This window comes from Mycobacterium sp. WMMD1722 (assembly GCF_049315205.1).
Taxonomy (GTDB): Bacteria; Actinomycetota; Actinomycetes; order Mycobacteriales; family Mycobacteriaceae; genus Mycobacterium.
This window is the reverse complement of the sequence record NZ_CP186056.1, coordinates 2,327,734-2,351,884: the sequence shown is the minus strand read 5'-3', so window position 1 is coordinate 2,351,884 and position 24,151 is coordinate 2,327,734. Positions and strand designations below refer to the sequence as shown.

The window sequence follows — 24,151 nt, the reverse complement described above, 5'->3', positions numbered from 1 at the left end:
GTACACCTAGCCGCGGGTGATCTTCTCGGTCGCGCGACGCCGGTCGAGCGCCGCGGGATCGGGATGAGTCACCTGCACCAGCGAGCCGCCGACTGCGAACACGGCCAGCAGATGGTCGATCACATCGTCGGCGCAGACCCATCCGGCGCTCGACATCACCCGCTCGCCGGCGGCCAGTCCGGCCGCCGCGGCCGCGCGTCGCGCCGCGTCGAGCACCTCGTCGACGGAGCGGCCGTCGAGCGCGGCGCCGGGGACGCGTTCGGGCACGATCTGATCACCATGCACCCGGATCGAGGTGGCGTAGTCGGTGACCCCGAACGGTACGTCGGCGGCGGGCCGGCCGAATGCATCGAGCGACAGGACGGCGACCTCGTCGGCGACGGCGTCGGCCGCTTCGAGGCTGTCGCGGGTGCACAACGCGATGTCGGCACCGGTGGCGTCGCCGATCAGCACCTCCGCACCGATCCACCAGATGCCGAACAGCACCGCGGCGGTCTGCCAGTGCGCCGGGAGCAGCACCGCCACCCGGCTGCCGGATCCGGCGCCCATCTCGTCGCGCAGCAGATTCGCGGTTTTGGCCGCCCAATTGGCCAGCGTCACCGCGGAGAGCTCGATGCGCTCCCCGGTGGCGTCGTCGTAGTAGGTGATGCGCGGGCCGACCGGATCGGAGTCGAGCAGCGGGCCCAGCAGTGCACCGGTGACGGTCAGTTCACACACTCCGGGTCGTCGGAGCCGGCGGTGATGATCTGCGGCGGCGGAAGTGTCGCGGCCGCATCGACGGTGCCCCCGGACTCGCCGGCGCCCGCGTTCAGCATGGACGGGTCGGTGCCGTCCAGGCCCGAACCCGGGCCGGTGTAATCGGCCGTCAGCACGACCCGCACCGTGTTCTCCGCCACCGAGGAGTCCTCCACGACCGGCAGTCCGCCGAGGTCGGTGGCCACCGCCTGGGCGCCGAGGTCGTCCTTGTTCGGCGCGAGCACCTGGCTGCCGCTGATCTGGCCGGTGCCCTCGTGATTGCCGGTGGAACCGGCGGTGAAGCCCTTGGCGACCAGCGCCGCCGACACCGCCGCCGCCAGTCCGTTGACGTCGCTGGCGTTGACCACGTCGACGGTCGTCTTGTCCGGTGAGTAGGCCAGCTCCTCGGTCTTGCCCTCATCCTGTTCGTTGAGCAGGCTGGTCACCCACTCCTGGACGGCGGTCGGGTCGACGCGCACCACACTCTGCATACCGTCGTCGCTCCAGCCGTCCTCGCGCAGCACCGGGATGGTGGCGAAGGCGATGTTGCCGCCGGCCAGCTTCTGCAGCTGGTCGACGAATTCCATGATGTCCCAACCGTCGGAGAGCACCACCGAACGCTGCACCGCCGCCTCGAGCCGGCTGAGCGTGGCGGGGCTCGACAGCGTCTTGCCCGAGACCACCTCGTGGGCCAGCGAGGCCATCACCGCCTGCTGGCGGGTGACCCGGTCGAGGTCGCCGCGCGGCAGGTCGTGGCGCTGGCGGACGAAGCTGAGCGCCTGCGGTCCGTTCAGTCGCTGCCACCCGGCCGGGAAGTCGGCACCCGAGAGCGGTTCGTAGACCGGTTCTTTCAGGCACACGTCGACGCCGCCGAGCGCATCGGTGATGAGGGCGAATCCGAGCAGGCCGATCTCGGCGTAGTGGTCGACGGTGACGCCGGTCAGTTTGGCGACCGTCTTGATGAGCGCCTCCCGCCCATCCTCGGTCGCCTCCTTCTGCGCGACCGCCGGATCGACGCCCTGCTCCTCGACCAGTTCCTTCATCTTCTCCAGATGAACCGATCCGTAGACGCCGTTGATCTTCATCTTCCCGATGCCGGGCGCCTCGACGTAGGAGTCACGCGGGATCGAGATCGCCGTCGCCGACTTCCCGTTGTTGGGGATGCGCACCAGGATGATCGTGTCGGTGTTGGTCGAGACGTCGTCACCGGCGCGCAGGGTGGCCAGCTCCTCGGCCGACAGCGGGTTGCCGTGGGCGTCGGTGCGGCTGTCGGAGCCGACGAGCAGGATGTCGATCGCGCCGTCCTCGCCGCCATCGCCCAGGGCCGGTGAGCTGATGTGGTTGATGCCGGACTCGAACGAGCGGATGCGGCTCCACGCCACCCCCGTTCCGAGCACGACGGCGAGCGCCACCATCACGGCGATGGCGCGTAGGGCTCGAGCGGGCATCAGCCCAGGCTACTTGCGAGTCGGCCGGAGGCCGGGTAGCGATCCCCGGCCTGTCGAGCCCGAGTGATCGGCTCGTGTCACACTCGCAGCCGTGTCGCGGCGAATCGTCATCACCGGTGCGGGGGGACTGGTCGGGCGGGTCCTGGCCGCCCGCGCGCGCGGTGAACAGCGCGCAGTCACGACGCTGTCCTCGGCCGACTGCGATATCACCGACCCCGAAGCGGTGGCCGGTCTGCCCGGTGCCGGTGACGTGGTGGTCAACTGTGCCGCCGTCACATCCGTCGACGCGGCCGAGGCCGACCCGCGGCGCGCGCAGGCGGTGAACGCCGAGGGCCCGGGCCACCTCGCGCGCGCCTGCGCCGACGCCGGAGCCACCCTGATCCATCTCTCGACCGACTATGTGTTCAGCGGTGACTTCGGATCCGCCGCCCCGCGTCCGTACGAGACCGACGATCCGCCCGGGCCGCTCAGTGTCTACGGCCGTACCAAGCTGGCGGGTGAGCAGGCGGCGCTGATCAGCGGTGCCGACGCCTACGTCGTGCGCACCGCATGGGTGTACGAGGGCCGCGACGGCGCCGACTTCGTGGCGACGATGCGACGCCGGGCGGCCGCGGCGGCGGTCGACGACCCGATCGAGGTGGTGGCCGACCAGATCGGTTCCCCCACCTATGCCGACGATCTGGCGGGCGCGCTTCTCGAGATCGCCGACGGCCGGGTCGGCGGCCGGTTGCTGCACGCCGCCAACACCGGCCCGGCCAGCCGGTTCGACCTGGCGCAGGCGGTATTCGAGCTGATCGGGGCCGATCCTGCGCGGCTGCGGCCGATCACCGGTGACCGGCATCCGCGCCCGGCGCCACGACCGGCCTACTCCGCGCTGGGGTCGCGCCGCTCGGCCGCGGCCGGGCTCACCCCGCTGCGGCCCTGGCGGGAGGCGCTGGCGTCGGCCCTCCACCGGGCCTCGACCGGCCCGTGAAGGCGTCCGCTCAACGGCGGCTACCCTCTACGCCGTGAGTGACGAACTGGTCGTGGTGACGGTGACCTACTCACCGGGTGGACACCTCGACCGGTTCCTGGCTTCGCTGGCCCACGCGACCGACCGTCCCGTCACCGTCGTGATGGCCGACAACGGTTCCACCGACGGTGCGCCGGAGGAAGCGCTGGAGCGCTACCCGAACACCCGGCTGCTGCGCACCGGCGGCAACGTGGGGTACGGGACCGCCGTGAACCGCGCCGTGGCCTCGATCGAGCGGGATCTCGGGGACCCCGAGTTCGTGATCGTCGCCAATCCGGATGTGCAGTGGGGTCCGAACTCGATCGACGAACTCCTCGATGCCGCTCGCCGCTGGCCCCGGGCGGCCGCGCTGGGCCCGCTGATCCGGGATCCCGACGGCTCGGTCTACCCGTCGGCGCGGCACCTGCCCAGCCTGGTGCGCGGCGGTATGCACGCCGTCGTCGGGCCGTTCTGGAAGTCCAATCCGTGGACCACCGCCTACCGGCAGGACCGGCAGGAGCCCAGCGAGCGGCCGGTGGGGTGGCTGTCGGGCAGCTGTCTGCTGCTGCGCCGGGCGGCATTCGACGCGATCGGCGGATTCGACGAGCGCTACTTCATGTACATGGAGGACGTCGACCTCGGGGATCGGTTGGGCGCGGCGGGGTGGTTGAACGTCTACGTCCCGACGGCGGAGATCCTGCATCACAAGGGCCATTCCACCGGCCGCGATCCGGCGCGCAACCTCGCGGCCCACCATGTGAGCACCTACACCTTCCTCTCCGACCGCTATCCACGCGCCTGGCAGGCCCCGCTGCGGGGCACGATGAAATTCGCGCTGGCGGTGCGGGCGCGAGCGGTGATCTGGAAAGCTGGCCGAAACCGACGCGCAGGGGGTTGAACGTGGTGAATCCAGCCGAAGTCGACGCGGTCGTGCTGGTCGGTGGTCAGGGCACCCGGCTGCGCCCGCTGACCCTCTCGGCGCCCAAGCCGATGCTGCCGACGGCCGGGCTGGCCTTCCTGACCCATCTGCTCTCACGGATCGCCGCGGCGGGCGTGAAACACGTGGTGCTGGGCACCTCTTACAAGGCCGAAGTGTTCGAGGCCTCGTTCGGGGACGGCTCGAAACTCGGTCTGGAGATGGAGTACGTCTTCGAACCCCAGGCGATGGGCACCGGTGGCGGTATCGCCAACGTGACGGAGAAGCTGCGCCACGACACCGTGATGGTCTTCAACGGCGATGTGCTGTCCGGCTGCGATCTGGGGGCGCTGCTGGACACCCACCAGAGTCACCGAGCCGACGTGACCCTGCATCTGGTCCGGGTCGGCGATCCGCGGGCCTTCGGCTGTGTGCCCACCGACGCCGACGGTGTGGTGACCGCGTTCCTGGAGAAGACGCAGGACCCGCCGACCGACCAGATCAACGCCGGGTGCTACGTGTTCAGGCGCGAGGTGATCGATCGCATCCCGCGGGACCGGCCGGTGTCGGTCGAACGTGAGGTGTTCCCGAATCTGCTGTCGGACGGACTGCGGGTGTGCGGGTACGTCGATGCCACCTACTGGCGCGACATGGGCACCCCCGAGGACTTCGTCCGCGGTTCGGCCGACCTGGTCCGGGGTATCGCCCCGTCGCCGGCGCTGCACGGCCACCGCGGCGAATCGCTGGTCCACGACGGGGCGGGGGTGGCGCCCGGGGCGCTGCTCATCGGTGGAACGGTGGTCGGCCGCGGTGCCGAGATCGGCGCCGGCGCCCGGCTCGACGGCGCGGTCATCTTCGACGGGGTGACGGTCGCCGCCGGTGCGGTGATCGAGCGGTCCATCATCGGCTTCGGGGCCCGTATCGGGCCGCGGGCCCTGATCCGGGACGCGGTGATCGGTGACGGCGCGGACATCGGCGCCCGGTGCGAGCTGCTGCGCGGCGCGCGGGTGTGGCCGGGGGTGCAGATCCCCGACGGCGGGATCCGCTACTCCACCGACATCTGACGACGCCGCGCGGCTCAGATCCGACCGCGGCGGCGCGCCGCGGTCACCAGTTGCCGTAGCCCGGCGTCGGTCTCGCGCGGAAGCGCCTCGAGCGGCCACCAGCGCAGGTCGAGCGATTCCGCGGAGCGACGGAGCTGCGCACCCGCCGGGGCGTGGACCAGGAACTGCAGGTCCAGGTGGCGGGTGGGCACGCCCAGCGAACAGGTGATCGGGTGGACGTGCGCGGCGGCGAGCGCGGGATCGACCACCAGACCGGCGATGCCGGATTCCTCGGCGGCCTCGCGCAGCGCCGCTGAGCAGATGTCGGCGTCGTCGGGTTCGCAATGCCCACCCAGTTGCAGCCAGCGCCCGACCCGGGGATGCAGGGTCAGCACCGCGCGGCTGCCGGTGTGGTCGAGCACCAGCGCCGAGGCGGTGATGTGGCCCGGCGCGCAGCTGCGCAGACAGGCGTCGGGCCGGGCGTCCAGGAACGCGAGCATGGCGTGGCGCAGCGAATCCTGCGCCGGATCGGGGGCCGCCCACTCGCGCAGCGTCGTGACGGCCGACGCGTGCAAACTCACCGGCGGACCAGCAGCCCGTCGGTCGGTCCGGGTTCGCGCGGGGTGACCGGCTCGACGGGATGGCCGATCGCGACGGCGCCGAGCGGTTCCCAGTCGGCGGGCAGGTCGAGTTCCTCGCGCACCACGTCGGCGGCGAAGATCGTCGACCCCACCCAGCAGCTGCCGAGGCCGCGAACGGCGAGCGCCACCAGCAGGGCCTGCACCGCGGCACCGCCGGCCACGGTGAACATGGTGTGTTCGGCCGCGGTGCGTGTGGGGTCGGGATAGTCGTGCGCGCCGTCGGGGACCAGAAACGGGATGACGAGTTCGGGTGCGTCGTAAAGGATCTGGCCGCGCGCGGTGCGGCGGTCGATCGAATCGGCCGTCCTGCCGTCACCGGCCAGATCGGCGCTCCAGCGGTCCTTCATCCGATCGAGCGTGCGCCGGCGCACCGCCCGGTCCTGGACCCAGACGAAGCGCACGGGTCGGGTGTGGTGCGGTGCCGGCGCGGTGAGCGCCTCGGCGACCGCATCTTCGACCAGCTCGGCGGCAACGGATTCGGTGGCGAATCGACGCACCGACCGGCGTAGCAGCAGGGCCTCGCGTCTGCCCCGGGCGATGGATTCCTCGGTGCCCAGCCAGAACAGATCATCCGCACCGGAGCGGAGCAGGTCACCTGCTCTGGAGCCGTTGTCGGGCAACCGAAGTCCGCGCACGACAGCAACGGGGACGCCGGTGAGCTTGCCTTTGACCAGATCGGCGGCCGCGGCGATCTCGTCGGCGACGGCCACCTCGGTCACCACCAGTTCATTGCCGTGCGCGTCGTGGGCGCCGGTGTATCCGTACAGCACCGGCAGCCCCGCCGAACCGATCGCCGCGTCGATCTGTCCGTTGCGCCAGGCGCGGCCCATGGTGTCGGTGATGACGACGCCGACCGTCACGTCCAGCAGTTCGGAAAGCGCGGCGCGCAGGGCCGCCGCGCTGCCGTCGGGGTCCACCGGCAGCAGGGCCAGTTCGTCGGTGTCGACGTTGGACCCGTCGACACCGGCGGCGGCCTGGATCAGCCCGATCGCGTTCTCGGTGATGAGGGTGCGCCCCTTGCGCGCCAGCACCCGGACCGCCTCTTCGTCGATCAACTTGCGGCGCAACGTGTCCCGTTCCTCGGGATCGGCAGGCGCGGCGACGATGCGGCCCTCGCACTTGGACACCACCTTGCTGGTGACCACGACGACGTCGCCGTCGCGCAGCCACGGTGCGGCGCCGGCCAGGGCGGCAGCCAGGTCGTCACCCGGGCGGAATTCCGGCAGACCCGGTACCGGCAGCAGTTCGATCGTCGCGGCGGCACCGTGCTCGATGTGGCTGGTGCCGTGCTCGATGTGGCTGGTGCCGTGCTCGATGTGGCTGGTGCCGTGTTCGATCGGCCCGGTCACGGCCACACCCCGGCCAGTTCGAGACCGGCCTGCACCATCGTCGCGGTGGTGGCCGGATCTGTCATCAGCAGCGGTACCGCGCGCACCTGCACCCCGTCGATCGTCGCGTCGTCACCGGTGTGCACCAGCCAGCCGTCGAGGATGCCCGTGCTCGACCTGGCGCCGTAGTGACCGCCGACGGCCTCGGAGGTGGTGGGTACGCCGATCACCGACAGGCACTCGTCGGCCATGCCGCGCAACGGCTTTCCCGACACGATGGGGGAGTAGCCGATGACCCGCGCCCCGGTGGTCCGCAACGCGGCGCGGATGCCGGGCACCGTCAGGATGGCGCCGATGCTGACGACGGGATTGGACGGGGCGATCAATACGGCGTCCGCCCCGGCGATCGCGTCGACCACGCCGGGGCCCGCCGTGGCCTTGTCGGCTCCGACGAACGCGAAGCTGTGCGTCGGCACCTTGGCGCGATAGCGCACCCACCATTCCTGGAAGTGGATGGCGCCCCGGTCGCCGGTCTGCGGGTCGGTGATGACGACGTGGGTCTCGCTGCGGTCGTCGCTGGCGGGCAGGAGCCGGGCCCCGGGTGACCACCGGTCGCACAGCGCCTGGGTGACCTGGGACAGCGGATAGCCCGCGCGCAGCATCTGGCTGCGCACCAGGTGGGTCGCCAGATCGCGGTCGCCCAGTCCGAACCAGTCGGGCTGTACGCCGTAGGCGGCGAGTTCCTCCTTGGCGTGCCAGGTTTCGTCGCGATGGCCCCAGCCGCGTTCGGGGTCGATACCGCCGCCGAGGGTGTACATGCAGGTGTCCAGATCAGGGCAGATGCGCACACCGAACATCCAGGCGTCGTCGCCGACGTTGACGACCGCGGTGAGCTCGTGCTCGGGCGGTTGCGCAGCAGGCGTCTGCGCGAACTGACCGAGCCCGAGCAGATGCTGCACGCCGAGCAGGAAGCGGGCACCGCCCACACCGCCGACCAAGACCGTGACCTTCACACCGACCGAGATTAGGCGGTGCGATACGGCGCGGCAGCACCCGTCCTGGGGTGGCGGTGGTCACGGAGTGGACACGCCGAGATTTCCGACGCGCCGCATCTTTGTCACGGGGTGGTATGAATTCCTGTTCAAGCGCTTGACCCGGGCAGCTAACGCGTGTGTAATCACACCAGTGTCATTCCCGGTACGCCTCCCGAAGCTGGTGTTGCAGACCGAGATTCGATCACTTGTTCGAATTGAATCGGTCCCTTGGGCACGGTACGGGGCCACCAGCGGAACAACGACACACAACCAGGAGGGCGGGGAAATGTCTTTTGAGTCAAGGGATTTCGATCAAGTGGTGCGATTCGACAACCGGATGCTCGGCTCGTACGGCAGCGCGCCGTACACCGGCGGTCAGCCGGCGCCGGTGAGCCCGATGGGCCGGCCGCAGCTCAGCGTCGTCCCGGACCGGGTCGAGTTCGAGCCGGCAATCACCGAGGACGCCGACGCCGACCTGTGGCAGGAGCGGGCGCTGTGCGCCCAGACCGACCCCGAGGCGTTCTTCCCCGAGAAGGGCGGATCGACCCGCGAGGCCAAGCGGATCTGCATGGGCTGCGAGGTTCGTGACGAATGCCTCGACTATGCACTGGCCCATGACGAGCGCTTCGGCATCTGGGGTGGACTCTCCGAGCGCGAGCGCCGCCGGCTCAAGCGCGGCATCATCTGAGGCCGCACCGGCGCGGATCCACCGAATAATGCGGATCCCCAGCATCAGACCCAACAGGTAGTACCCGCGGGCGTGGCCCGCACCTCACTCGTCGTCGATCGTCGGGTCGACGACGGAGGGCTCGACGCCCAGATAGGTGGCCACCTGCGCCACCAACACCTCATGCAACAGGTCCGCGAGTTCGTCGGAGTCCTTCGCCCGCCGCTCGATCGGTCTTCTGAACAACACGATTCGTGCCCGCGTGGCGTTTCCGCGGACATCCACCCCGGCCGGAATGAGCCGGGCCAGCGCGATCGGCCCGTCGGCGACGACTTCGGGTGGCCACTGCACGCTCTCCGGATCCTTCGGCGCCATCCGGGGAATCTCGTCGACCGCGACGTCGAGGGTCGCGACCCGGTCTTGCCAGCGCCGCTCGATCGGCTCGTACGCTTCGAGCACCGCCATGTCGAATCGCTCGGCGCGGCTGCGCCAACCCGGCACCGTCGGCGGGAGCAGCGGACCGCGCATCCCGCGCCCGCGGCGCGAGGTCGATCGGTTGCGCTCGGGCACGAAGTGGATCGTAACGGTTGGCTATCGGCCGCTCCGCCGCTGCGCGTGTCCGGCACCGCCCGGAGTTTGTCCCGCGATAGCCTTCCGTTCGTGAATGTTCCCCGTCGCTGCTGCCGGCCCGGGTGCCCCCACTATGCGGTGGCGACGCTGACGTTCGTCTACTCCGATTCCACCGCAGTCGTCGGCCCGCTGGCCATCGTCTCGGAGCCGCACTCGTGGGACCTGTGCGTGGGCCACGCCAGCCGCATCACCGCACCGCGAGGCTGGGAGCTGGTCCGCCACGCCGGCCCGCTGCCCACGCATCCGGACGACGACGACCTGGTCGCGCTCGCCGACGCGGTCCGCGAGGGCCGCCAGCCCGCCGCGCCGGCCAACGGGGTGGTGGCCGGCTTCTCCGATCCGGGTGGCGTCGGGGCCGGCGGGAGTGCGCTGGTCGCAACACCGGTGCGGCGTCCGGAGAACAATGGACGGCGGCGCGGTCACCTGCGGGTACTGCCGGACCCCGGTGAGTGACCAGTTCGGGTGAGTCCAGCGGCCGTCCCGGCGACGGCCCCTGAGATGGCCACTGGCCCCTCACCTCCCTGCGGCTAGGCTGGCGGCGAGCTTCTCCTCGACGCTTCCTCGACCCTAGGAGTCGTATGTCCCGCCCGGCCGCAACCGTGGATCGCGTCATCAAGGCCTATGACGTGCGTGGTCTGGTCGGCGAGGAACTCGACGAAGGGTTCGTCGCCGAGGTCGGCGGTGCCTTCGCCCGCCTGGTCCGGGCCGACGCAGCACAGGTGGTCATCGGTCACGACATGCGGGCGAGCTCGCCGGCCCTGTCGGAGGCCTTCGCCGACGGGGTGACGGCCCAAGGCCTGGACGTGGTCCGGATCGGATTGGCGTCGACCGATCAGCTCTATTTCGCCTCCGGGTCGATGGACTGCCCCGGTGCGATGTTCACCGCGAGCCACAATCCCGCGGCGTACAACGGCATCAAGTTGTGCCGGGCCGGCGCCAAACCCGTGGGTCGCGACACCGGGCTGGCCCAGATCGCCGCAGAGGTGAGCGCCGGTGTGCCGGCCTACGACGGGCCGCGAGGCACCGTTTCCGAACGCGACGTGCTGGCCGACTACGGCGCGTTCCTGCGCTCGCTGGTGCACCTCGACGGGCTGCGGCCGCTCCGGGTGGCCGTCGACGCCGGCAACGGGATGGCCGGGCACACCGCCCCCGCAGTATTCGGACCGATCGATGCGGTGACGGTGCTGCCGTTGTTCTTCGAACTCGACGGCACGTTCCCCAACCACGAGGCCAATCCGCTGGATCCGGCCAATCTGGTCGATCTCCAGTCCTTCGTGCTCGAGACCGGGGCCGAGATCGGGTTGGCCTTCGACGGCGACGCCGATCGCTGTTTCGTCGTCGACGAACAGGGCAGGCCGGTGTCGCCGTCGGCGGTGACCGCGCTGGTGGCGGCCCGCGAATTGCAGCACGAGATCGGCGGCACGATCATCCACAACCTGATCACCTCCCGGGCGGTTCCCGAGCTCGTGGTCGAACGCGGAGGTACGCCGGTGCGTTCGCGGGTCGGCCACAGCTACATCAAGGGTCTGATGGCCGAGACCGGGGCGATCTTCGGCGGGGAGCACTCCGCGCACTACTACTTCCGCGACTTCTGGGGCGCCGACTCCGGGATGCTGGCCGCTCTGCACGTGCTGGCCGCACTCGGCGAACAGGATCGGCCCCTGTCGGAACTGATGGCCGACTACCACCGCTACGAGGCCTCCGGCGAGCTCAACTTCACGGTGACCGACGCGGCCGACTGCGTCGACGCCGTGCTGGTGTCCTACGGCCACCGCATCAACTCCATCGACCATCTCGACGGGGTCACCGTGGATCTGGGCGACGGGTGCTGGTTCAACTTGCGCACCTCCAACACCGAACCGCTGCTGCGCCTCAACGTCGAGGCCCGGACCACCGAGGAGGTCGGCGAGGTCGTCGACCACGTGGCCGGGCTGATCACCGCCCGCAACGGAACGTCGCCGTGATGAGCAGCGCGTCCTCGGCCGCCGTGATCGACCTCGACGACGCCGACGGTTTGGTCGCCGCCGATCGCGACGGCCTGTTGCGGGCGGCGGCGATGGCCGGTGCGCAGGTGCGCGCCACCGCGGCGGCGCTGGACGAGGGAACGCTCGAAGAGCTGCGAGCCCCGCAGCCGCCTCGCACCGTCATCTGGGTGGCCGGTCGTGGGACTGCACAGACGGCGGGCGCCCTGCTCGCAGCGGCGTTCGGCGCCTCGCTGGCCGCACCCGTCGCGGTGGCCACCGAGGCACCGCCGTGGGTCGGAGCGCTCGACGTGATGATCGTCGCGGGCGACGATCCGGCCGAACCCCTGTTGGTGAGCTCCGCGGCCATGGCGGCACGCCGCGGTGCGCGCGTCGTCGCGGTGGCGCCGTTCGAGGGGCCGCTGCGCGATGCGACGGCCGGGCGGGCGGTCTGGCTCCCGCCGCGGCTGTGGGTACCCGACGACTTCGGGCTGGTGCGTTATCTGGCGGCCGGCCTGGCGGTACTGCAGGTTGTCGATGCCGGTTTCCGGGTCGACCTCGGCGAACTCGCCGACGAACTGGACGCCGAAGCGCTGCGCAACAGTCCCGCCCGCGAACTGTTCACCAATCCGGCCAAGGCGTTGGCCGACCGGATCACCGGGCGCGACGTGGTGCTCGCCGGAGACGAGGCCACGACGCTGACGCTGGCCCGCCACGGTGCGGCAGTGCTGCTACGGGTCGCGCAGGAGACCGTGGCCGCGGTCGGGTTGACCGATGTGCTGGTCGCGCTGCGGGCCGGTTTCGGACGGTCCGCGGGGGGAGCCCAGCCGTCGATCTTCCACGACGAGGAGCTCGACGGGCCACTGCCGCAACGGGTGCGCACCCTGGTCCTCACCACCGGACGCGACCGGGCCGCCGTGGCGGCGCGGGTGAGCGGCTACGACGATCTGGAGGTGGTCGACGCGGACGACGTCCCGGATGCGCCGAACGTCGGATCGCCGGCCCCCGGAGCCGGGCGGTTGGAACACCAGCTGGCCAAGCTGGCCGTGCGGTTGGAGATGACCGCGGTCTACCTGCGACTGGTTCGAGGATGAGCGAGTGCATCTGCTGAGGGGGGCGGTGCGGACCTACGCGTGGGGTTCGCGGACCGCGATTGCGGAGTTCACCGGAAGGCCAAGTCCGACAGCGCATCCCGAGGCGGAGCTGTGGTTCGGCGCGCATCCGGGTGACCCGGCGTATCTGCAGGACGGGGACCGCGAAATCTCGCTGCTCGAGGCCGTGCGGGCCGATCCGGACGGCCAGCTCGGTGCGCCGACGGTGCGGCGCTTCGGCGACGCGCTGCCGTTCCTGGTCAAGGTGCTCGCCGCCGACGAGCCGCTCTCGCTGCAGGCCCATCCCAGTGCCGTACAGGCCGCCGAAGGCTATGCCCGCGAAGAACAGTTGGGCATTCCGGTGACGGCGCCCATGCGCAATTACCGCGACCGCAGCCACAAGCCGGAGCTGCTGGTGGCACTCGACCGCTTCGAGGCGCTCGCCGGTTTCCGGCCGGTCGCCGCGACCGTCGAACTGTTGCACGCCCTGCAGGTCCCGCAGCTCGCCCCGTCGATCAACCTGCTGTCCGGACAGTCCGAGCCCGACGGACTGCGCGCGCTGTTCACCACCTGGATCACCGCGCCGCAGCCGCATCTCGACGAGCTGGTTCCGGCCGTCCTCGACGGGGCGATCAACTATGTCCGCGAGGGGCACACCACGTTCGCCGCGGAGGCCAGGACGGTGCTCGAACTCGGCGAGCGCTATCCCAATGACGCCGGTGTGCTCGCGGCGCTGCTACTCAACCGCATCACCCTGCGGCCGGGTGAGGGCATCTATCTTCCGGCCGGCAACCTGCACGCCTATCTGCATGGTGTCGGCTTCGAGGTGATGGCCAACTCCGACAACGTGTTGCGCGGCGGGCTGACGCCCAAACACGTCGATGTGCCGGAGCTGCTGCGCGTTCTCGACTTCACCCCGACGCCTGATCTGGTGTTGCGTCCCGAATCCGGCCGCGCCCCGATGGAATTGGTGTACCGCACACCGGCGCCGGAATTCGAGGTCTCGGTGGTCGAACTCGGTGGGGACGATCTGGGCCACGAGATCGACGCCCCGGCCGGCCAGGACGGCCCGCAGGTGCTGCTGTGCACCGACGGTTCGGCCACCCTGCACGCCAAGGGCACGACGCTGACCATGCAGCGGGGTTCGGCGGCCTGGGTCGCCGCGGACGACGGACCGATCCGCCTGCTTGCCCAGGTGCCCGCGAAGCTGTTCCGCGTCACCGTCGGGTCGTGACGAGCGTCCTCGTGCGGCCTCGCCGGGCTGACCGTTTCTGCGCCAGCCACAATCCCATGTTGTGCCGCACGGTGCGGCCCACCAGTCGCGCCGACGGCACCATGTAGAGGCTGTCGAGCAGGCTGAACCGCCGCAGAAACCATTCGGCGAGAACAGGATCGGTTTCGGCGGCGCCGAGGAACTGGTCGAAGAGCCCCCCGACAGGCGCGTACCACCAGGGCACCGGCCCATCCGTGGTGGCGCGGTGCAGGGTCAGATCGCCGATCGCATTCATCTGCCACACCGGGTACGTCGTCTTCGCCGTCGCCCGGTTGAGTTCCGCGGCCACGCGGTCGTCGGGGTACTGCAGGGCGCGGCAAAGATGGCCGGCCTGCAGCGAGGTCATGGTCATGCCCTGCCCGAAGGTGGGATTGAAGCTCACCACCGCGTCGCCGAACGGCACGATGCCCAGCGGGAACCGGTCGAGTTTGTCGTAGCGGCGCCACCGGCTCGTCGGGTACTTGTGAAAGGCCATATCGCCCAACGGGGTTCCGGCGCGCAGCGCCGAAGCGACGTGCGCGGGCAGGATCGTGTCGGCCAGATCGCAGATCTGCCCGAAGTCCTGCGGCGGCTGCACCTTCCCCACACCGAACGTGGTCACGTTCCAGTTGCCGTCCTCGTAGAACAGCATGCCCAGCCCCAGTGGCTGCTCGGCCGATGCGCCCGCCACCACCACCTTCTCGGCCAGCGCCGACTCCGGGATGTGCACCTGCTGGGTGGCGTAGGCGATGCCGACGTCCACGGTGTCCTCGCGGGGCCGCTCGTACCCCCACTGGGCCAGCCACACCGGCAACCGGGTGCCGCGCCCGGTGGCGTCGACGACCAGGTCGGCGGCCACCGCCTCGGTGCCGTCGCCGGTATCGAGCACCACCCCGGTGACCCGACCCGCCGCCGCGTCGAAGATCGGTTCGTTGACCGAGCGGCGTTCGATCGTCACGTTCGGGATCTGGGCCGTGCGCCGCCGGATCTGCCATTCCAGCTGCGGCCGGCTCGGCACATAGGCGGTGAACTCGTCGCGCAGGGTGTGGTTCGTGCCGAGCACATGGCCGGCGGCGCCGAAGTGGATGCAGTCCGGCCGGTTCTCCAGGATCGGCACGCCCGCCTCCACCATGCCGGCGAGCAGACCGGGATAGAGGCGCTCGAATTCCTGCGCGCCGCGGGCCATCAGCAGATGGACGTGCCGCCCCTGCGGGACCGCGGCCCGGTTGGCCGGCCCGTCGGGCAGCGCATCGCGCTCGTACACCGTCACCTGGCCGTAGACCTCGGAGAGCACCCGCGCGGCGCACATGCCCGCGATGCTGCCGCCGATCACCACGGCGTGTTTAGTAGTCCGCCCCATCGGTGCACAGTACTCGGTACATTGCCCAGACTCGATGGATCAACAACCGCCCGGAAGGAAATGTGATGGCCGGTAGATGGCGTACGAAATCCGTCGAGCAGTCGATCGCCGACACCGACGAACCGGGCACCCGGCTGCGCAAGGATCTGAGCTGGTGGGATCTGACTGTTTTCGGTGTCTCGGTGGTCATCGGCGCGGGCATCTTCACCATCACGGCGTCCACGGCGGGCAACCTGACCGGCCCGGCCATCTCGATCTCGTTCATTCTCGCGGCGATCTCCTGCGGCCTCGCGGCGCTGTGCTACGCGGAGTTCGCCTCGACGGTTCCGGTGGCCGGCAGCGCCTACACGTTCTCCTACGCCACCTTCGGCGAGTTCGTCGCCTGGATCATCGGCTGGGACCTGATCCTCGAATTCGCCGTCGCGGCCGCCGTGGTCGCCAAGGGGTGGTCGAGCTACCTCGGCACCGTCTTCGATTTCGGGGGCGGGACCGTGCAGGTCGCGGGGCTCACCATCGACTGGGGGGCGCTGCTGATCGTCGCCATCGTCACCGCGCTGTTGGCACGCGGGACGAAACTCTCGGCGGGGGTCAGCCTGGTCATCACCATCATCAAGGTGGCCGTGGTGCTGCTCGTGGTGATCGTCGGCGCGTTCTTCATCAAGACCGCCAACTACACGCCGTTCATCCCGCCCGCCGAGCCCGGCGCGGGTGGTTCCGGTGCGGAGCAGTCGCTGTTCTCGTTGATCACCGGGGCCGAGGGCAGCTCCTACGGCTGGTACGGCCTGCTGGCCGGTGCGTCGATCGTGTTCTTCGCGTTCATCGGCTTCGACATCGTCGCCACCACCGCCGAGGAGACCAAGAACCCGCAGCGCGACGTGCCCCGCGGCATCCTGGCCTCCCTGGCGATCGTCACCGTGCTCTACGTGGCGGTGTCGGTCGTGCTGTCGGGCATGGTGTCCTACACCGAGTTGCGCGCGGCCGGGGGTGAGGCGAACCTGGCGACCGCGTTCGAGGCGAACGGGGTCAACTGGGCGGCCACCGCCATCTCGATCGGCGCCCTGGCGGGTCTGACCACCGTGGTGATCGTGTTGATGCTCGGCCAGACCAGGGTGCTGTTCGCGATGTCCCGCGACGGTCTGGTGCCTCGTCAGCTGGCCAAGACCGGTGAACACGGGACCCCGGTGCGCATCACCCTGATCGTCGGGGCGGTCGTCGCGCTCACCGCCGCGGTGTTCCCGATCGGCAAGCTCGAAGAGATGGTCAACATCGGCACCCTCTTCGCGTTCGTGCTGGTGTCGGCCGGGGTGATCGTGCTGCGCCGCACGCGTCCCGATCTCAAGCGCGGCTTCAAGGCGCCGCTGGTGCCGATCCTGCCGATCGCCGCGATCATCGCGTGCGTCTGGCTGATGCTGAACCTGACCGGCCTGACCTGGATTCGCTTCCTGATCTGGATGGCGATCGGCGTGGTCGTCTACTTCCTCTACGGCCGTCGGCATTCGGTGCTGGGCACCCGGGAGCGAGCCACCCTGTAGGCCGTTTACAAAATGCGGTCCAATGTCTAGACAAGAGACAAATGCCGCAATATAGTCAACCGCATGGAAGCGACGGTTGATGTTCAGCAGTGGCGGGACCGCAAACGCCATCTGTGGTTGATGGGTCTGATCGTTCCGACGGCGTTGTTCGTGATGCTGCCGATGACCTGGGGTCTGAACCAGGCGGGTTGGCATGCCGCGGCGCAGGCGCCGTTCTGGATCGGCCCGATCCTGCTGTATCTGGTGCTGCCGGCCCTGGATCTACGGTTCGGTGCCGACGGCCAGAATCCGCCGGAGGAGGTGATGGATCGGCTGGAGAACGACCGGTACTACCGGTACTGCACCTATCTGTTCATCCCCTTCCAGTACGCGAGCATGGTGCTGGGGGCCTATCTGTTCACCGCGCCGGATCTGACCTGGCTGGGGTTCGACGCCGGGCTGGGCTGGCCCGCCAAGATCGGCCTGGCGTTGTCGGTGGGCATGCTCGGCGGGGTCGGCATCAACACCGCGCACGAACTCGGCCACAAGAAGGGCGCGCTGGAGCGATGGCTGAGCAAGATCACCCTCGCGCAGACCTGGTACGGCCACTTCTACGTCGAGCACAACCGGGGCCACCACGTGCGGGTGGCCACCCCTGAGGATCCCGCGTCGGCACGGTTCGGGGAGACGTTCTGGGAGTTCTTGCCGCGCAGCATCTGGGGGAGTCTGCGGTCGTCCTGGGAGCTGGAGTCCGCGCGGCTCCGCCGCCGGAACCGCACGGTGTGGCATCCGTCCAACGACGTGCTCAACGCCTGGGCGATGTCGGTGGTGCTGTGGGGCGTGTTGATCGCGGTGTTCGGGTGGACCGTCCTGCCGTTCCTGCTGATCCAGGCGGTGTTCGGGTTCACGCTGCTCGAGACCGTCAACTATCTCGAGCACTACGGCCTGCTGCGCCAGCGCACGGCGAGCGGCCGCTACGAACGCTGCACCCCCGAGCACAGCTGGAACTCCGATCACCTGGTGACCAATCTGTTCCTGTACCACCTGCAGCGCCATAGTGACCACCACGCGAACCCGACGCGTCGCTATCAGACGCTGCGCAGCATGGACGGCGCGCCGAACCTGCCCAGCGGCTACGCCACGATGATCGCCCTGACCTACCTGCCGCCGGTGTGGCGCCGGGTGATGGACCACCGCGTCCTGGACCACTACGACGGCGACCTCACCCGGGTGAACATCCACCCGCGGGTACGCGAACGGGTGCTGGCCCGTTACTCGGAATCGACAGAGAGGATCTGACCATGGACGACTACAAGCTGTTCGTCTGCGTGCAGTGCGGCTTCGAGTACGACGAGGCCAAGGGTTGGCCCGAGGACGGCATCGCCCCGGGAACCCGGTGGGCCGACATTCCCGAGGACTGGAGCTGCCCGGACTGCGGCGCGGCCAAGAGCGACTTCGAGATGGTCGAGGTCGCCAGGCCGTGACAGTGGGCCTGGCGGGCGGGGATATCGTCGCGCATGTGAACAGCCCGCGCCGGACCGCGCCGCGCATCCCCTACGCCGAGGCGTCGAGGGTGCTGCTGCACGACTCCATCCTCGACGGCATGCGCGAACTGCTGAGCAGCCGCGACTGGGCGGCGATCACCCTGTCCGACGTCGCCAAGGCGGCCGGGGTGAGCCGGCAGACCATCTACAACGAGTTCGGCTCCCGGCACGGTCTGGCGCAGGGATACGCACTGCGACTGGCCGATCGCCTGGTCGACGCCGTCGATCAGGCGATCGAGGCCAACGTCGGCGACGTGCACGCAGCGTTCCTGGAGGGCTTCCGGGCGTTCTTCAGCGAGTCAGCCGCCGACCCGCTGGTGATCTCGCTGCTGTCCGGTGACACCAAACCCGACCTGCTACAGATCATCACCACCGGCAGCGGACCGATCATCGCCCGGTGCTCAGAGCGGTTAACGTCGACTTTTCAGGACAGCTGGGTCAAGGCCAGCGACGAGGACGCCGGCATCCTGGCCCGCGCGATCGTGCGCCTGGCGATGAGCTACGTCTCGATGCCGCCGGAGGCCAACCATGACGTGGCCGGTGACCTGGCCAGATTGATGACGCCCTTCGCCGAACGCTACGGTGTCATTGATAACCCTTAGCCGGCAGAGCGCCCCCGCTGTCCCCACCGCACGAGCGCCTGTCCCGCGAGCCCGCAGGCCGAGGGTGTCCGCGGCGCAGCTGTGCGCTCATCTGCCATCGACGATCGACAAAGGGGCTCTACACACATGACCACGACTGAACAGCGGCTCTCGGCCGACGTGCTCAACGGCATCGACTTCAAGGTCGCCGATCTGTCTCTGGCCGAGTTCGGCCGCAAGGAGATCCGCCTCGCCGAGCACGAGATGCCCGGTTTGATGGCACTGCGCCGCGAATACGCCGACGTGCAACCGCTCAAAGGTGCCCGGATCTCCGGTTCGCTGCACATGACCGTCCAGACCGCCGTCCTGATCGAGACACTGACGTCCCTCGGTGCGGAGGTCCGCTGGGCGAGCTGCAACATCTTCTCGACCCAGGACCACGCCGCGGCGGCCGTCGTCGTCGGGCCGCACGGCACCCCCGAGGAGCCCAAGGGTGTCCCCGTCTTCGCGTGGAAGGGTGAAACCCTCGAGGAGTACTGGTGGGCCGCCGAGCAGATGCTGACCTGGCCGGGCGAACCCGCCAACATGATCCTCGACGACGGCGGTGACGCCACCATGCTGGTGCTGCGCGGAGCCGAGTTCGAGAAGGCCGGCGTCGTGCCCCCCACCGAGGACGACGACCCGGCCGAGTGGAAGGTCTTCCTGGCGCTGGTGCGTGCAGGGTTCACGCCCGCCTCGGAAGGTGAAGGCAAGTGGACCAAGATCGCCGCATCGGTCAAGGGCGTCACCGAGGAGACCACGACGGGCGTGCTGCGCCTGACCCAGTTCGCCGCCGCCGGCACCCTGGCCTTCCCGGCCATCAACGTCAACGACTCGGTGACCAAGAGCAAGTTCGACAACAAGTACGGCACCCGGCACTCGCTGATCGACGGCATCAACCGCGGCACCGACGCCCTCATCGGCGGCAAGAAGGTGCTGATCTGTGGTTACGGCGACGTGGGCAAGGGCTGCGCCGAGTCGATGGCCGGCCAGGGTGCGCGCGTCCAGGTCACCGAGATCGATCCGATCAACGCGCTGCAGGCGCTGATGGACGGCTACGACGTGGTCACCGTCGAGCAGGCGATCGGCGACGCCGACATCGTCATCACCTCGACCGGCAACAAGGACATCATCACCCTCGAGCACATGAAGGCGATGAAGGATCACTCCATCCTGGGCAACATCGGCCACTTCGACAACGAGATCGACATCGCGGCTCTCGAGCGGTCCGGTGCCACCCGGATCAACATCAAGCCGCAGGTCGACGAGTGGACCTTCGGGGACACCGGTAAGGCCATCATCCTGCTGTCGGAGGGCCGTCTGCTCAACCTGGGCAACGCGACCGGCCACCCGTCGTTCGTGATGAGCAACAGTTTCTCCAACCAGGTCATCGCGCAGATCGAGCTGTGGACCAAGAACGACGAGTACGACAACGAGGTCTACCGGCTGGCCAAGCATCTCGACGAGAAGGTCGCCAAGATCCACGTCGAGGCGCTCGGTGGCACGCTGACCAAGCTCACCAAGGAGCAGGCGGAGTACATCAACGTCGACGTCGAGGGCCCCTACAAGCCGGAGCACTACCGCTACTGATCTCCCGCTCTACCGCGAGCAGACACAGAATCGCCCTTTTCCTCCGAGAATTGGGCGATTTTGTGTCTGCTCGGCTTAGTGTTCGGCCATGGTTCGGGGGGTCCGGGGTCTGCTGGCGCTCGTCTTGGCAGTCGTCGCCGTCCTCGCGGGCGGCCCCGTCGCCCGGGCCGACGACCCGACCAACGACGCGTACGACCCGTACTACAACGAGGACGAGTGCCAGGCGTTCTACCAACCACCGGACCCGCTGCCACCGGGGGCGCCCGGTGACGTGATCCGCACCGAACCGTCGCGGCTGGTGCTCGAGCCGTCCGGTCAGCTCGGCATGATCGTGGCCGACGGTACGCGAATCATGTACCGCACCAACGACGCCAGGGGTAACCCGATCGCCGTCACCGGCACGTACTTCGAACCGCACAATTCGTGGCCGCATCCGGGGCCGCGCCCACTCATCGTGTACGGGCCGGGCACCCAGGGCCAGGGTGACCAATGCGCGCCGTCGAGGCAGTTCAATCAGGGCATCCACTGGCGGCCGTATCTGGACGTCGCGGTCAACTACGAGGAGATGTTCGTCGCGACCATGGTCGCGCGCGGCTTCGCGATCGTGATGACCGATTACGAGGGCCTCGGCACCCCGGGCCTGCACACCTACGCCAACCGGGCGTCGCAGGGCCACGCCATGCTCGACGCGGGCCGCGCGGCGTTGCGATTGCCGGACACCTCGCTCGAACCCGATGGGCCGGTGGCATTCTGGGGCTATTCGCAGGGCGGTGGGGCGGCGGCGTCGGCGGCCGAGATGGCGCAGGAGTACGCACCGGAGCTCGACATCGTCGGCAGCTACGCCGGCGCGCCGCCCGCCGACCTCAAGGCGCTGTTCCCGTTCATCGACGGCAGCGCGCTGGTCGGCGCCGTGGGCTACGCCCTCAACGGCATCATCGCCGCCTACCCCGAGCACGAAGCCGCGATCCGGGCCACGCTCACCCCACGCGGCGCCGACCTGCTCGAGAAGGTCAAGGACCAGTGCGTCGCCGAGACCCTGTCGAAATTCATGTTCCGGCACCTGCAGCCCTACTTCAACGAGGACATCTTCGCCGTCGTCGAGCGGGAGCCGTTCGCGTCGCTGTTCGACGAGCAGAAATTGGGGCGCGCGAAACCGAACGCCCCGGTGCTGATCAACGCGAACCGTTTCGACCCGCTCGTCCCGTGGGCCGCCGCGATGCAGATGGGCCGCGACTGGTGCGCCCAGGGGGCCGACGTCGAGGCGCGCACCAACGAAGCGCCGCCCTTCCTGAACAAGGCGATGATCAATCACGGCCTGCCCATGCTCGTCGACGGCGAGCCGGCGATGCAGTGGATCGCCGACCGGTTCCTCGGGATGCCGACCGCACCGAACTGCGGGCGGTTCTGACCCGGTGATTGCTGACGCACTTCTGACGCCACGCCGTGCCGCGTTTGCCCTATCGGGCCCTGGGTATTGAGAGCTCACACTCCCGATCGAAGGGCATGCGATGAGCGAATTCCGGGCCGGCGACGACCATGACCTCGATTCGGCGACAGCATGGGTGGCCAAGGTCAACCTGATCTCCCACGCCAGCGTCCGGGCGGCGGTCACGCGGCTCCAGCAGACGCACGCAGACATCAACGCCGACAACGCATTCGACGCGCTGTACCGGGTATCCCGCCGCTCCGGTGTGAAACTGCGGCACCTGTGCGCAGCGGTGGTCAACGGTGCCACTGCGCCGGCCGGCAAGACCCCGGCTGCCCCGGCCCTGTCGTTCTCGCTGCGCGGACGCGGTACGGCACCCCGCCCCGCAGACGTGCTGGCCGACCTCACCACCACGGCGGTCGAGCTGACCGGGGCGCGCGGCGGTGCGGTGCAACTGCGCGATGCGCTGCACGGGGGGCTGTGCATCGAGAGCCACACCGGACTCGGCGACCAGTTCCGCTACCACTTCAGCTACCTCGACGACGGTGCCACGGCAGCCGGCCGGGCCACTGCGCGTTGCGCGGTCGTGCGGGTGGACGACGTCCGGGTCTCCCCGCTCTACGGCTTCGCCGATCATGAGGTGCTGGCCGCCGACGGCATTCGCGCCGAACTCGCGGTGCCGATGTGCGACGAGGACGGCCACAACCGCGGCGCGGTCACCGTCGTCTTCGACGCCCACTACCCGCACATCGACCCGTTCGCGGTGGAGATGCTGCACGGTCACGCCGACTCCTGTGCGCAGTGGCTGCGGTGGTATGACACCGCGGTCCTCCCGGCGCTCGTGGCCGCGGTGCACGAGGCCGCAGCGGCGCCGGTCACCGAGGCGACCCCCGACGGCGCGGTGTCGGCCTAGCCTGGCCCGAGCGGCGCGGCAGTCGGCCGACCCCGCTACGCTCGCCGCGTGCTCATCGCGATCGAGGGCGTCGACGGAGCGGGTAAACGGACGCTGACCAACGGGCTGCGGGCGGCCTTCGAGGGGTCCGGCCGTTCGGTGGCGAGCTTGGCCTTCCCGCGGTACCACCGCTCGATCACCGCCGACCTCGCGGCCGAGGCGCTGCACGGCGCGCACGGGGACCTGGCCGAATCGGTGTACGCGATGGCTGTGCTGTTCGCACTGGACCGGGCCGGCGCGCGCGAGGAGATCGACCACCTGGCCGCCGCCTACGACGTGGTGATCCTCGACCGCTACGTGTCCTCCAACGCCGCCTACAGCGCCGCGCGCTTGCACCAGGACGCCGACGGGGAGGCGGTCGAGTGGGTGCGCACCCTGGAGTTCGACCGGCTGCGGCTGCCCGCGGCCGATTGGCAGATCCTGCTCGACGTGCCCACCGAGCTGGCCGCCGAGCGCGCCGAACGGCGCGCCGAACAGGAGGCCGACCGGGCCAGGGACTCCTACGAACGCGACGGCGGTCTGCAACGACGCACCGGCGCGGTGTACGCCGGGCTCGCGGCCGCCGAGTGGTCGGGCCGGTGGAAGATCGCCGGACCCGACGTCGACCCGGCCGCGCTGGCCGGTGAATTGACCGGGAGCTAACCGCCGCGCGGACCCGAGGGCGAAACGCCCTGCGTGGTAGCCGGGTTTTATCGCGATCTGGTGACACCATGGACTCCATGAGGCAAAGGATCCTGGTCGTCGACGACGACCCGTCGCTGGCCGAGATGCTCACCATCGTCCTGCGCGGCGAGGGTTTCGACACCGCCGTCGTCGGTGACGGCACCCAGGCGCTGACCGCGGTGCGTGAACTACGCCCCGATCTGGTGCTGCTGGACCTCATGCTGCCCGGCATGAACGGCATCGACGTGTGCCGGGTGCTGCGCGCCGACTCCGGCGTGCCCATCGTGATGCTGACCGCCAAGACCGACACCGTCGACGTCGTGCTGGGGCTGGAGTCCGGCGCCGACGACTACGTGATGAAGCCGTTCAAACCCAAGGAGCTGGTGGCCCGGGTCCGGGCACGGCTGCGGCGTAACGAGGACGAGCCCGCCGAGATGCTCTCGATCGGTGACGTCGAGATCGATGTCCCCGCGCACAAGGTGACCCGACTGGGCGAACAGATCTCGTTGACTCCGCTGGAGTTCGACCTGCTGGTGGCGCTGGCACGCAAACCACGCCAGGTGTTTACTCGAGACGTGCTGCTCGAACAGGTGTGGGGCTATCGGCATCCCGCCGACACCCGTTTGGTGAACGTGCACGTCCAGCGGCTCCGAGCCAAAGTGGAGAAAGACCCGGAGAATCCGCAGGTGGTGTTGACCGTTCGAGGAGTGGGATACAAGGCCGGACCCCCGTGAGTCTGCTCGGCTCC

Annotated in this window: 24 protein-coding genes; 17 read left to right on the top strand and 7 right to left on the bottom strand. The window is 69.5% G+C overall.

Annotated elements, in window-relative coordinates:
* Positions 1-6: 6 nt before the first annotated feature.
* Both ACN27E_RS11155 and ACN27E_RS11150 read right to left on the bottom strand, forming a co-directional pair.
* Positions 7-717, bottom strand: coding sequence for a TIGR03089 family protein (locus tag ACN27E_RS11155; RefSeq protein WP_422749049.1), 711 nt, complete (start codon positions 715-717; stop codon positions 7-9).
* The gene (locus ACN27E_RS11150; protein ID WP_422749047.1) at positions 705-2,183 is read right to left on the bottom strand and encodes an LCP family protein; all 1,479 of its coding nucleotides are present in this window, start codon (positions 2,181-2,183) and stop codon (positions 705-707) included. Before ACN27E_RS11150 ends, ACN27E_RS11155 begins: the two co-directional genes overlap by 13 nt.
* 91 nt (positions 2,184-2,274) lie before the next feature.
* Between ACN27E_RS11150 and rfbD the strand changes: the two genes are divergently transcribed.
* The 3 genes from rfbD to ACN27E_RS11135 are packed head-to-tail and all read left to right on the top strand — an operon-like array spanning position 2,275 to position 5,154.
* Entirely contained in the window at positions 2,275-3,156 is an 882-nt protein-coding gene (gene rfbD / locus ACN27E_RS11145; RefSeq protein WP_422749045.1) for a dTDP-4-dehydrorhamnose reductase, read from the top strand.
* 34 nt (positions 3,157-3,190) lie between these two features.
* Positions 3,191-4,072, top strand: a complete 882-nt coding sequence (locus tag ACN27E_RS11140) for a glycosyltransferase family 2 protein (RefSeq protein ID WP_422749043.1) — start codon at positions 3,191-3,193, stop codon at positions 4,070-4,072.
* Positions 4,073-4,074: 2 nt separating this feature from the next.
* Positions 4,075-5,154 carry a sugar phosphate nucleotidyltransferase gene (locus ACN27E_RS11135; RefSeq protein WP_422749041.1) on the top strand — a complete coding sequence of 360 codons (1,080 nt, stop codon included), beginning with the start codon at positions 4,075-4,077 and terminating at the stop codon, positions 5,152-5,154.
* Positions 5,155-5,168: 14 nt separating this feature from the next.
* Here the strand turns inward: ACN27E_RS11135 and ACN27E_RS11130 are convergent, their stop codons facing one another.
* The 3 genes from ACN27E_RS11130 to cofD all read right to left on the bottom strand — a co-directional run bounded on the left by ACN27E_RS11130 (position 5,169) and on the right by cofD (position 8,115).
* The gene (locus ACN27E_RS11130; protein ID WP_422749040.1) at positions 5,169-5,714 is read right to left on the bottom strand and encodes an NUDIX hydrolase; all 546 of its coding nucleotides are present in this window, start codon (positions 5,712-5,714) and stop codon (positions 5,169-5,171) included.
* Positions 5,711-7,048 (bottom strand): coenzyme F420-0:L-glutamate ligase, encoded by a 1,338-nt coding sequence (locus tag ACN27E_RS11125; protein WP_422749808.1) that lies wholly within the window; start codon positions 7,046-7,048, stop codon positions 5,711-5,713. Before ACN27E_RS11125 ends, ACN27E_RS11130 begins: the two co-directional genes overlap by 4 nt.
* 71 nt (positions 7,049-7,119) lie before the next feature.
* Positions 7,120-8,115 (bottom strand): 2-phospho-L-lactate transferase, encoded by a 996-nt coding sequence (gene cofD, locus ACN27E_RS11120; protein WP_422749039.1) that lies wholly within the window; start codon positions 8,113-8,115, stop codon positions 7,120-7,122.
* Positions 8,116-8,587: 472 nt separating this feature from the next.
* Between cofD and ACN27E_RS11115 the strand changes: the two genes are divergently transcribed.
* A complete protein-coding gene (locus ACN27E_RS11115; protein ID WP_422749806.1) occupies positions 8,588-8,824 on the top strand; it encodes a WhiB family transcriptional regulator in 237 nt (78 codons plus the stop codon).
* Positions 8,825-8,908: 84 nt separating this feature from the next.
* Here ACN27E_RS11115 and ACN27E_RS11110 read toward each other — a convergent pair whose 3' ends face one another.
* Positions 8,909-9,331 (bottom strand): metallopeptidase family protein, encoded by a 423-nt coding sequence (locus ACN27E_RS11110; RefSeq protein WP_422749804.1) that lies wholly within the window; start codon positions 9,329-9,331, stop codon positions 8,909-8,911.
* A 132-nt stretch (positions 9,332-9,463) separates the two neighbouring features.
* Between ACN27E_RS11110 and ACN27E_RS11105 the strand changes: the two genes are divergently transcribed.
* From ACN27E_RS11105 to manA, 4 genes are all read left to right on the top strand, one after another.
* On the top strand, positions 9,464-9,886 hold the full coding sequence (locus ACN27E_RS11105; protein WP_422749036.1) for a DUF3499 domain-containing protein: 423 nt from the start codon (positions 9,464-9,466) through the stop codon (positions 9,884-9,886).
* A 125-nt stretch (positions 9,887-10,011) separates the two neighbouring features.
* Entirely contained in the window at positions 10,012-11,397 is a 1,386-nt protein-coding gene (locus ACN27E_RS11100) for a phosphomannomutase/phosphoglucomutase (RefSeq protein ID WP_422749035.1), read from the top strand.
* Positions 11,397-12,488, top strand: coding sequence for a TobH protein (locus tag ACN27E_RS11095; RefSeq protein ID WP_422749034.1), 1,092 nt, complete (start codon positions 11,397-11,399; stop codon positions 12,486-12,488). Before ACN27E_RS11100 ends, ACN27E_RS11095 begins: the two co-directional genes overlap by 1 nt.
* 4 nt (positions 12,489-12,492) lie before the next feature.
* Positions 12,493-13,719, top strand: coding sequence for a mannose-6-phosphate isomerase, class I (gene manA, locus ACN27E_RS11090; RefSeq protein WP_422749033.1), 1,227 nt, complete (start codon positions 12,493-12,495; stop codon positions 13,717-13,719).
* Here the strand turns inward: manA and ACN27E_RS11085 are convergent.
* Positions 13,703-15,097 (bottom strand): FAD-dependent oxidoreductase, encoded by a 1,395-nt coding sequence (locus tag ACN27E_RS11085; protein WP_422749031.1) that lies wholly within the window; start codon positions 15,095-15,097, stop codon positions 13,703-13,705. The two genes, manA and ACN27E_RS11085, sit on opposite strands and share 17 nt — an antisense overlap.
* A 65-nt stretch (positions 15,098-15,162) precedes the next feature.
* On the opposite strand from ACN27E_RS11085, the gene ACN27E_RS11080 reads away from it, so the two are divergent.
* The 9 genes from ACN27E_RS11080 (at position 15,163) to mtrA (ending at position 24,137) form a co-directional block, all read left to right on the top strand.
* A complete protein-coding gene (locus ACN27E_RS11080; RefSeq protein ID WP_422749029.1) occupies positions 15,163-16,629 on the top strand; it encodes an amino acid permease in 1,467 nt (488 codons plus the stop codon).
* A gap of 63 nt (positions 16,630-16,692) precedes the next feature.
* Entirely contained in the window at positions 16,693-17,907 is a 1,215-nt protein-coding gene (locus ACN27E_RS11075; protein ID WP_422749027.1) for an alkane 1-monooxygenase, read from the top strand.
* Between the two features lie 2 nt (positions 17,908-17,909).
* Positions 17,910-18,092: a rubredoxin gene (locus tag ACN27E_RS11070; protein WP_422749026.1), complete on the top strand. Its 183-nt coding sequence runs from the start codon at positions 17,910-17,912 to the stop codon at positions 18,090-18,092.
* Between the two features lie 35 nt (positions 18,093-18,127).
* Positions 18,128-18,754: a TetR family transcriptional regulator gene (locus ACN27E_RS11065; protein ID WP_422749025.1), complete on the top strand. Its 627-nt coding sequence runs from the start codon at positions 18,128-18,130 to the stop codon at positions 18,752-18,754.
* 126 nt (positions 18,755-18,880) lie between these two features.
* Positions 18,881-20,362: an adenosylhomocysteinase gene (ahcY, locus tag ACN27E_RS11060; RefSeq protein ID WP_422749024.1), complete on the top strand. Its 1,482-nt coding sequence runs from the start codon at positions 18,881-18,883 to the stop codon at positions 20,360-20,362.
* A gap of 88 nt (positions 20,363-20,450) precedes the next feature.
* Positions 20,451-21,770 (top strand): lipase family protein, encoded by a 1,320-nt coding sequence (locus ACN27E_RS11055; protein ID WP_422749022.1) that lies wholly within the window; start codon positions 20,451-20,453, stop codon positions 21,768-21,770.
* Between the two features lie 100 nt (positions 21,771-21,870).
* The gene (locus ACN27E_RS11050) at positions 21,871-22,701 is read left to right on the top strand and encodes an ANTAR domain-containing protein (protein WP_422749020.1); all 831 of its coding nucleotides are present in this window, start codon (positions 21,871-21,873) and stop codon (positions 22,699-22,701) included.
* Positions 22,702-22,749: 48 nt separating this feature from the next.
* Positions 22,750-23,382, top strand: coding sequence for a dTMP kinase (locus ACN27E_RS11045; RefSeq protein WP_422749018.1), 633 nt, complete (start codon positions 22,750-22,752; stop codon positions 23,380-23,382).
* Between the two features lie 68 nt (positions 23,383-23,450).
* Entirely contained in the window at positions 23,451-24,137 is a 687-nt protein-coding gene (gene mtrA, locus ACN27E_RS11040) for a two-component system response regulator MtrA (protein ID WP_422749017.1), read from the top strand.
* Positions 24,138-24,151: the final 14 nt, after the last annotated feature.